The sequence below is a fragment of the Ewingella americana genome (genome assembly GCF_006438725.1).
Lineage (GTDB): Bacteria > Pseudomonadota > Gammaproteobacteria > Enterobacterales > Enterobacteriaceae > Ewingella > Ewingella americana_A.
In genome coordinates this window covers 733,331-743,088 of record NZ_RCZD01000001.1, presented here as the reverse complement: position 1 = coordinate 743,088, position 9,758 = coordinate 733,331, and the positions used below count along the sequence as shown (strand labels likewise).

General features: G+C 51.8%; 6 protein-coding genes and 1 pseudogene. 5 read left to right on the top strand and 2 right to left on the bottom strand.

Translation table 11 applies throughout. The annotated features are described in order from the left end of the window. A pseudogene (locus tag EAH77_RS25360) lies at window positions 1–270 on the top strand (IS4 family transposase); the annotation flags it as partial. 699 nt (window positions 271–969) lie between these two features. Here the strand turns inward: EAH77_RS25360 and EAH77_RS03100 are convergent. Further along, window positions 970–1,776: a 5'-nucleotidase, lipoprotein e(P4) family gene (locus EAH77_RS03100; RefSeq protein ID WP_140470317.1), complete on the bottom strand. Its 807-nt coding sequence runs from the start codon at window positions 1,774–1,776 to the stop codon at window positions 970–972. Between the two features lie 195 nt (window positions 1,777–1,971). Next, entirely contained in the window at window positions 1,972–3,072 is a 1,101-nt protein-coding gene (gene ompC / locus EAH77_RS03095) for a porin OmpC (RefSeq protein WP_140470316.1), read from the bottom strand. A 302-nt stretch (window positions 3,073–3,374) separates the two neighbouring features. On the opposite strand from ompC, the gene dinG reads away from it, so the two are divergent. The 4 genes from dinG (at window position 3,375) to EAH77_RS03075 (ending at window position 9,752) form a co-directional block, all read left to right on the top strand. Then, window positions 3,375–5,546, top strand: a complete 2,172-nt coding sequence (dinG, locus tag EAH77_RS03090) for an ATP-dependent DNA helicase DinG (protein WP_140470315.1) — start codon at window positions 3,375–3,377, stop codon at window positions 5,544–5,546. A 199-nt stretch (window positions 5,547–5,745) separates the two neighbouring features. After that, window positions 5,746–6,708: a DNA-binding protein YbiB gene (ybiB, locus tag EAH77_RS03085; RefSeq protein WP_140470365.1), complete on the top strand. Its 963-nt coding sequence runs from the start codon at window positions 5,746–5,748 to the stop codon at window positions 6,706–6,708. Between the two features lie 726 nt (window positions 6,709–7,434). Further along, on the top strand, window positions 7,435–7,776 hold the full coding sequence (locus tag EAH77_RS03080) for a zinc ribbon domain-containing protein YjdM (RefSeq protein ID WP_140470314.1): 342 nt from the start codon (window positions 7,435–7,437) through the stop codon (window positions 7,774–7,776). Between the two features lie 113 nt (window positions 7,777–7,889). After that, entirely contained in the window at window positions 7,890–9,752 is a 1,863-nt protein-coding gene (locus EAH77_RS03075; RefSeq protein WP_140470313.1) for a M3 family metallopeptidase, read from the top strand. The last annotated feature ends 6 nt before the right edge of the window (window positions 9,753–9,758 follow it).

Below are 9,758 nucleotides of genomic sequence, written 5' to 3'. Positions count from 1 at the left end.
AGCGGGAGTACAGGAATAGCCCGGCTGAATGTCCTGTGCCTCCTGTCAATGATAGCGTCAGTCATGACATGGTTCATTGGATATCTTATTGAACTGACAGGGAAACATCATTCATACCAGGCAAATACAATAAAGACTCGCAGGGTCCTTTCATTCCAGACATTAGCAAGAAACGTGCTGCGCCATGAATCCGATTTAATCACAGCAGCCAACATATTGAACGCCTTCAATATCTGGCAAAAAAACTACGACTCAGTGTCTCATTGGTGAGAAGAGTAATTTGTGGGGATCCCTCATCCTCTGGACTCCGCGCTCTTTTAAAAACAGCAGCTGCGCTGGTCACAATGGCCGTGTTTCAGATACCCCTGTTATAGCCGCAAAATGTCAGCCCTTCGGGCTTCCCGGCTGCGGGTTTGAGCCAACGGTAAAGATGTTGTCTCGCCACCGACTTGCCGGTGACATTTTTGAACGCGGCCGAAGCTTCTTTAAATTCAAAACCAAACTCATTTTGTCTTTCCTAAGTCATGTTTAAATTCAAAACAAGAACTGTTCCTGTTTTTTAAAAAAGTGTGGGCCGCACTCAAAAATGCCGCTGAACGAACGGTGAGAAACGGCGAGCGGTTTTATTGCGAGCTGGTCCGAACCTGAAGTGAAGGAACCGCAACGCGGCGGGATTTTGCGGCTATTGCAATGGTAACTGAAACACGGCCATCCCGATTCAGCGATAGCGCGCAGTTAAAGAGCCGGGGAGTCTTGAGGGGCGCGGCGATAGGCGCCCCTCAAGGCCGGTTTGGGCGGCAGCCCAAGGTCTTCGGTGTGGGCGGCGAGCCCACGGTTTTGACTTTAAAAGCAGGGTTGGGTGGCAACCCAAGGTCTTGATTTTGAGGTTGAATTTAAAACCGGTGTGGGCCGGTGCCCACGACCTTGACCTTAAAAAACTTTGCTTAGCTTTTTAAAGCGCTTAAAGCCTTACTTCCCACTCCACGCCCGCAAATTCGTATCGCGAACCTTGAGTTTCTGCTCTGGAGTCAGCTTGTTGTACTCTGCCGCGAGGCCACTTTCCCAGTCACCGTACAGTGGGTTTGGCAATACGATGTACTGCGTGCCGAACTGGCTGTGGTTCTGGTTTACAAAGGCGCGGCGCTGGGTGTTGTCTTTATGATAAGTGGCTGAGCCAAAATCATTCAGATTGTCTCCGGCGTAGATAACAATGTTGTAGCCAGCGGCTTTAATCGCGTCGAAGCGCGTCTGTTTATTCGACGTATTGCTACTGAGCAGCAAAGTTTTTTCGTTCACGCCAGTAAAACCGAGGCGGTTTAGGTTATCCATTGTCGCGGCGTATTCGCTGGTTTTACGGTTCGACACGTAGAACATCGTCCCGCCATGAGAATTCACGTAATTCGCAAAATTCACGGCACCTGGAATCGCCAGCGCCTGTTTGGCTGAGGTCCATGCAGACCAGGTTTTGCTGTCGAACGGTTTGTTGGCTTTTACCTGCCATGCACTGTAGGCGCTGTTGTCGATCATCGTTTCGTCGAGATCGACCACCACGGCTTTAGGTTTGCCGTCGAGAGGTTTGGCATTATCAAAGGCCATCGTGGCGGCATTGAATGCCTGATAGGTCAGCGCCTGATACTCTCCGGATTGCTGGAACCAGTTCAACGCCATGACAGATTGATCGTTAAGCTTTTGTTGGGCATCCGTTTTTTGTTGCGCACAGCCGGTCAGGGCCAGCATCACTAACGCGCCGGTGGCGCAAAGCGTCATCTTGTTCATTCACTATCACCTTTATGCATTATAAGAAAAATCCTTAAAACATTAGCAGATTCATGAGATTAGTGAAGAGTGAAGATCGGGTCATGCGACACAGGCAATAAAAAAGCCGGGGGATGAGCCCGGCGAATAGTGAAGCGAGTAAAATTTTATCAATGAGGGTGGTGTGTGGACTTGTGAAGGTCACACGGGTCAATCTTAGAACTGATAAACCAGGCCGACTGCCACGGTGTCATCATTATTCAATTTCAGCGTGTTGTTATCACTCAGTTGGTTAATTTTATAATCAACGAAGGTAGACATGTTTTTATTGAAATAATAGGTTGCAGCGACGTCGACATATTTAGTCAGGTCAGCATCACCAATGCCTTCAATATCTTTTGCTTTAGTCTGTACATAACCCAATGACGGACGAAGACCCCAGTCGAACTGATATTGAGCAACGGTTTCAAATGTCTGGGTTTTATTTGCGTAACCGCTGACAGATGCTGCTGTTCCAGCCAGGCTGCCGGGTACGGAAATACCGATCATATTACGGGTTTCAGCATACATAGCGGCTAAATAAACACCGTGGTTGTCATATTTCAGACCACCGGTCCAGGCGTCAGCTTTATCACCTTTACCAAAGCGTGAGGCTGTCTGCCCATTAGTACGGTCAGAAGACGCGTATGCACCACCGGCACTGATACCTGAGTCACCAAAGGTATAAGTGGTAGAGAGCGCATAACCGTCGCCGTTCGCCGTGGTGGAGGTACGGCTGTCGTTTTCGTTTTTACCCTGATACTGCAACGCAACGTTCAGGCCATCGACCAGACCGAAGAAGCCGCGGTTACGGTAAGTTGCCAGGCCGTTGGCACGCCCGGTCATGAAGCGGTCAGCTTTGGTATAACCGTCGCCGCCGAACTCTGGGAACATATCGGTCCAGGCTTCGACGTCATACAGTGCGCCGTAGTTACGACCGTAATCGAATGAACCGTAGTTGGCGACTTTCAAACCGGCGAAACCAAGACGGGTTTTAGTGTCCTGAGTGCCTTGTGATTCGGAATGGTTAGCAGCTACCTGATATTCCCACTGGCCATAGCCGGTGAGGATGTCGTTAATTTGTGTCTGTCCTTTGAAACCCATACGAACATAAGTCTGGTCACCGTCTTTGCTGTTGTCATCAGAGAAATAATGCTCTGCTTTGACTTTACCGTACAGATCCAGTTTGTTGCCGTCTTTATTATAAATTTCTGCTGAGTGAGCCCCGGACGCAATCAATAAACCAGGAATTAATAATGCCAGAATCTTATGTTTCATTTTTTTTACCCTGCTTTCTTTTAAACCCTTTCATTGGAGAGAGTATTAAAAGGTTTCATTAAAAAGACGCTTTCATCTTGTGTACTGTGCTTTCAATGTGTGCCTGAAATTCTCACAGCGAGGATTTTTTACCTTATTTATGTGACCTATTTATGACAAGTGAAAATGAACTTTATAGATATTTTACAAGTGAACTGATTTTTACACGTTCAGTAACAACAATTGCAGGCTGATCCCAAGGCCCGTCTGTGGGACAATGCCCGCCGGATGTTCCCTTAATAACGCAACTTTATAAGAGATGAATGGCGCTTTCCCCCGCAGTTAAAGCTCAGATAAGTCAGTGGTACAAAGCCCTGCAACAGCAAATCCCGGACTTTATTTCCCGTGCGCCACAGCGTCAGATGATTGCTGAGGTCGCGAAGGCATTCTCCGGGGATTCCGCACGCCATCTGGCGATTGAGGCGCCAACCGGTGTCGGCAAAACCCTGTCTTATTTGATCCCCGGCATTGCTGTCAGCCGTGAGGAGGAGAAACCGCTGATCGTCAGCACCGCCAACGTGGCATTGCAGGACCAGATTTTTAGCAAAGATTTACCGCTGCTGAAAAAAATCATTCCAGATTTAAAATTCACCGGTGCGTTTGGTCGGGGTCGTTATGTCTGCCCGCGTAATCTGTCGATGATGAGTAATGAGAATGCGCAGGGTGATTTGGGGTTGTTCCTCGGGGATGAATTAGCGCCTTCCAGCGGCGAAGAGCAAAAACTGTCGAAAACCCTGGAAACCGCGCTGGCCCGCTACGAGTGGGACGGATTGCGTGATCACTACAAGCTGACGATTCAGGATCCGCTGTGGGCCAAAATCAGCACTGATAAAGCCAACTGCCTGGGTCGCAACTGCCATTATTTCAAAGCGTGCCCGTACTTTGTGGCGCGCAAAGAGATTGAAAGTGCCGATGTGGTGGTGACCAACCACGCGCTGGTGATGGCGGCGCTGGAGTCAGAATCGGTGCTTCCGCCGGCCAAAGATTTATTGCTGGTGCTGGATGAAGGCCATCATCTGCCCGATGTGGCCCGCGATGCGCTTGAAGTTGAGGCGGAAATCACCGCCGTGTGGAACCACCTGCAACTTGATAATTTTGTCCGCCAGATTGAACAATGTCTGGCGCTGTTCACGCCGAAGAACCCGCCACCGCTGACCAATGCCGAACGCCTGCACACTCACTGCGCCGAGATGCGCGAACTGCTGTTGCTGATTGAACAACAGGTCAGCCAGTATTTACCGCCGGACGTGCCCGAAGCCGAGTACCGCTTCGAAATGGGCGCGCTGCCGCCTGCGTTGACCGAACTGTGTGCCCGCCTGTTCAAGCTGACCGACGGCCTGCGCAGTCTGGCGGAATACATGGTTAATGATCTCAGCGAAAAGACCGGTAAGCACGACATCATGCGTCTGCACCGTGCCATTTTGCACATGAGCCGCATGCAGGGTTATCTCGAAACCATGAGCAAACTGTGGAAACTGGCGGCAATGGAGAAAGCCTCCAATGCGCCGATCGGCAAATGGGTGACGCGCCAATACTTCGATAATCAGAGCCATCTGGTTTTCCACTGCGTAGGCATTCGTGTCAGTGAACAGCTGGAAAAGCTGCTGTGGCGCAAGGTGCCGCATGTGGTGATCACGTCCGCGACGCTGCGCTCACTCAACAGTTTTGCCCGCCTGCAAGAGATGAGCGGTCTGAATGAGAAAGCCGGCGACCGCTTTATCAGCCTGGATTCGCCGTTCAATCATATCGAACAGGGCAAACTGGTCATTCCGCAGATGATTAATGAACCGCTGATGGCTAATGAACCGGCGCATCTGGCTGAAATGGCAGAATTCTTCCGCGCCGAACTGGCCAAAGGACTGCACAGAGGCCAACTGGTGTTGTTCGCCAGTAACCGGGCGCTGCAACAGTTTGTCAGTCTGCTGCCTGATTTGCGTCTGATGCTGCTGGTGCAAGGGGATCAGCCGCGTTACCGGCTGGTGGAAGAGCACCGCAAGCGGGTGGAAGCCGGCAGCACCAGCGTGCTTATCGGCCTGCAATCCTTCGCGGAGGGGCTGGATCTGAAAGGGGATCTGCTCACGCAGGTTCATATCCATAAAATCGCTTTCCCGCCTATCGACAGCCCGGTCATTCTGACCGAAGGCGAATGGCTGAAAACCCTGAAGCGTTACCCGTTCGAAGTGCAGAGCCTGCCAAGCGCCTCTTTCAATCTGATCCAGCAGGTCGGGCGACTGATCCGCAGCCACGAATGTCGGGGCGAGATCGTGATTTATGACCGCCGGTTGATCACCAAAAATTACGGTGCCCGCCTGCTGGCGGCCTTGCCCATCTTCCCTATTGAGCACCGTGAAATGCCAGAGCCAGGTTCAGTAAAACGCCCCGACCTGCTCAAAAGTGCCACCAAAACCGTGAAGCGCCGCCGCAAGGCCCGGTAAATTTTCGATCTGTATTCCTGAAATCACTTTCCTCTGTATCTTTACGTCCCCTCGTTCATCCATTATCAATAAAGCCTGATAACGGATGAACGAGGAGGCGAAAATTATTGAGAGCAGCCAATGGCTGCTCAGGCTATGGCAGGAGCTCACCACGCTACATGAAGGCGGGCAGCATTCGATATTAATTAATGGCGGAGCAATGGATTACACCAAACTTATCAAAGAAGTCGGTCGCGGCAAGAACCACGCCCGCGATCTGGACCGTGAACAGGCGCTGGCGCTTTACCGCGAAATGCTGGCAGGCGTGGTGCCTGATTTGCAGCTCGGCGGTTTGCTGATTGCCCTGCGCATCAAAGGCGAGTCCGAAGAGGAGATGCTGGGTTTTTATCAGGCGATGGAAGAACAGGTGATGCCACTTCAGGCCCCGGCTGAACGCCCGATGCCGGTGGTGATCCCAACTTATAATGGTGCACGTAAACAGGCCAACCTGACGCCACTGCTGGCGATGCTGCTCAGTAAACTCGGTTTGCCCGTGCTGGTTCACGGCGTGGATGAAGACCCGACACGCATCACCAGCGCTGAGATTTTCCGCGCACTGGGCGTTGAGGCCGCGCAAGATCAACTGCAGGCGCAACAGCAGCTTGATGCAGGAGGTTTGCCGGTGTTTGTCCCGGTATCGGTGCTGTGTGCAGCGATAGACAAGCAGCTTGCGCTGCGCTGGCAAATGGGCGTGCGTAACAGCAGCCATACGCTGGCAAAGCTGATCACACCTTTTGCCGGACAAGAATCACTGCGTTTGTCGAGCGTATCGCATCCTGAATATATTCAGAAAGTTTCGTCGTTTTTCCGTCAGGTGGAAGGGCGTGCATTGCTGTCGCAAGGGACCGAAGGCGAAGTCTACGCCAACCCGCAACGCTTCCCGCAAATCCATTTGATTGCCAACGGTATCCAGGAGATTTTATCTGACAGGCAGGATTTCGAAAACGTCGAACTGCCTGCATCAAAAGACGTTGTCGCGACCGTCGCTTTTACTCAGGAATGCCTGAGCGGCCAGCGCGCGATTCCCCAGGCGATCCTTAATCAACTGATGTGCTGTCTGGTCGGGGCGGGAATATCGGGGGATATGGAAGAAGCGAGAATGATCATCGAGCAGGTGTTTTAGGCTTTTTGGAAAAGCGTAAGTAAAATTTTAAATTCAAATTCAAATTCAAATTCAAAACCTTGGGCTGCCGCCCAAACCGGCCTGAAGGGGTGTCTATCGCCACACCCCTTCAGAATCCCCGGCTCTTAAACTGCGCGCTATCGCTGAATCGGGATGGCCGTGTTTCAGGTGCCACAGTGACAGCCGCAAAATAGCGCCGCGTTGCGGTCCCCTCCGTTCGGGTTACAACCCGCGCAAAAAGACGCGCGGTTTTTCACCTCTCCTCCGGCGCCATTTTTGAATGCGGCCTTGGCTTTTTTAAAAACAGACACTGTGCCGGTTTTGACTTTAAAGAAGCCCCGGCCGTGTTCAAAATGTCACCGGCAAGTCGGTGGAGAGACAACATTTTTACCGTTGGCTCGAACCCGCAGCCGGGAATCGCGGAGCGATGACATTTTACGGCTATCACTTTGGCACCTGAAACACGGCCATTGTGACCTGCGCAGCTGCTGTTTTTAAAAGAGCCCGGGGTCTTGGGGCGGCGGCGATTGGCCGCCCCAAGTCGGTGTGGGCCGACGCCCACGACCTTGAATTTAAAGATTTGAAGATTTAAAGATTTAAAGATTTAAAAGCGATATTAGGGCGCCTCCTATCAAACTCCCCCTTAAAAGGGTAAAATACCCGGTATTAAGGAGTTACATCCTAATTTTATTCATTTTTTATAAAAAAATTTAATGAGGTTATCAGATGGAAAAGTTACCTAAATGCCCAAGCTGTAGTTCTGAATTCACCTGGCAGGACGGTGCGATGCTGAACTGTCCTGAATGTGGACATGTCTGGTCACTGGAAGGCGATGCTGAAGCTCAGGACGACGCGCTGGTGGTGGTTGACGCTAACGGGAATGTGCTGGTAGACGGCGATTCTGTCACCGTGATCAAAGACCTGAAAGTTAAAGGTAGCTCGTCGATGCTGAAGATTGGCACTAAAGTGAAAGCCATCCGTTTGTGCGAAGGTGATCACAACATCGACTGCAAGATTGATGGTTTCGGCCAGATGAAACTGAAATCTGAGTTCGTGAAGAAAAACTAATTTCCTGCGCGTTACCCTGTCAGCACGTTAAGCGGTTTTGTTACATCGACATAACCGCTGTCTGAACATACACTCAATGCATAATCTCGTTAACTTTCAGTAGAGAAGACTGCATGAAAAAGCCTCAAGACTATTTTAACGCCCTGAATCACGACTACCTCAATGTCCACAAAACCAAAGAAAATCTGTTCTGGCAGAACTATATGGGCACTGGCGACGAGAACGTTTCGGCAGAGTTTTCGGCGGCAGAGAGCGCTTATAAGCGTTTCATCTCTGAACCAAGCCGCTTAGGTGAGCTTCGTGAGCTGATTGCCGGGCTGGAAAAGCACAGACTCGACGACAGTGGCAAAGCGTTGCTGCACGGCCTGCAAGGTTGGTACCGTTTCTTTGACTGCAACGCGATTGAAGACCCCCAAGCCCAGGCGCTGCTGGATGAAATCATTCAGGCAGAAGCTGCCCTGTACACTAAACGCAAACAGCACCGTCTGACCCACATCAATGCCAAAGGCGAGCGAGTTAATGCGTCGCTTGGGGAATTGCTGACCAACCAGGCTAACAATGAAAATGAAGCCTACCGCCGCAGTTCGCAAATTGCCCTGCGCGAGTTGGAAGAGTGGTTGCTGCACAACGGTTTCCCTGAACTGATTGGCCTGCGCAACCGCTTTGCGCGTCAGTTGGGTTTCCGCAATTATTTCGATTATAAGGTGAACAAAACCGAGCGCATGACGCCGGAACAGTTGTTCGCCATTCTTGACCGCTTTGAAGAGCAGACCCGTGAAGGTAACGTGCGTAGCCTCAACGAGCTGGTGGCACGTGAAGGCGACGCTGCACTGCTGCCGTGGAACATCCGCTTTGCCAGCGCGGGTGATGTCACCCGTCAACTCGACTCTTATTTCCCGTTTGCTGATTCTTTGCGCCGCTGGCTCGACAGCTTCAAACGCCTGAATATCGGTTTTAACGGCGCCGAAATGCAGCTCGATTTACTGGTGCGCGAAGGCAAATATGAGAATGGCTTTATGCACAGCCCGGTACCGGCATTTTATGACGGCGCTCAATGGGTGTCTGGCGTGATCAACTTTACCAGCCTGGCAAAACCGGATCAGGTGGGCAGCGGAGCCAGCGGTCTGAATACGCTGTTCCATGAAGGCGGCCATGCGGCGCATTTTGCCAATATCCGCCAGAATGCGCCGTGCTTCTCCCAAGAGTTCCCACCGACCTCGATGGCCTATGCGGAAACCCAGTCAATGTTCTGCGACAGCCTGCTTGATGATGCAGACTGGCTGAAACGTTATGCGAAAAATGCACAGGGCGAACCGGTGCCGGATACGCTGATCCATGACAGTATCGCTGCACGCCAACCGATGCGCGCATTCAATGAGCGCCATATTTTGCTGGTACCTTATTTCGAATGGCAGCTGTATCAATGGCCAGATGAAAAACGTACGCCGGAGGCGATGCTGGCGCTGGCGCGCGATGTCGAAACGCATATTCTGGGTGTCACCGGCAGCCCGCGCCCGACGCTGGCCATCCCGCATCTGTTGTCGATGGATTCCGCCTGCTCCTATCAGGGATATTTGCTGGCGTTGATGGCCGTCGAACAGACCCGCGCCTTCTTCCTCAAACGCGATGGTTACCTGACGGATAACCCGGCCATCGGCCCTGATTTAGCCAAACATTACTGGACGCCGGGCAACAGCGTCAGCCATGACGACACCTTACGCAGCCTGACCGGCGAAGGCTTTAACCCTGATTATCTGGCTCAGGTGTGTAATCAGACGGTTGCGGCGGCATGGGAAGAGGCGCAATACACCATCGAACTGGCGGCGAAACGTGAACAACCGGTGGCCGATTTTGACCTCAACGTGCATATCCTGGTGGTAGATGGCAGCCGCGTACTGGCCGACAGCGCTGACGGCGATGATGCCATGTGTCAGGACTTCGCCGATTTTGTCGAACAGACCTATTTGGGCAAATAGCAGCAC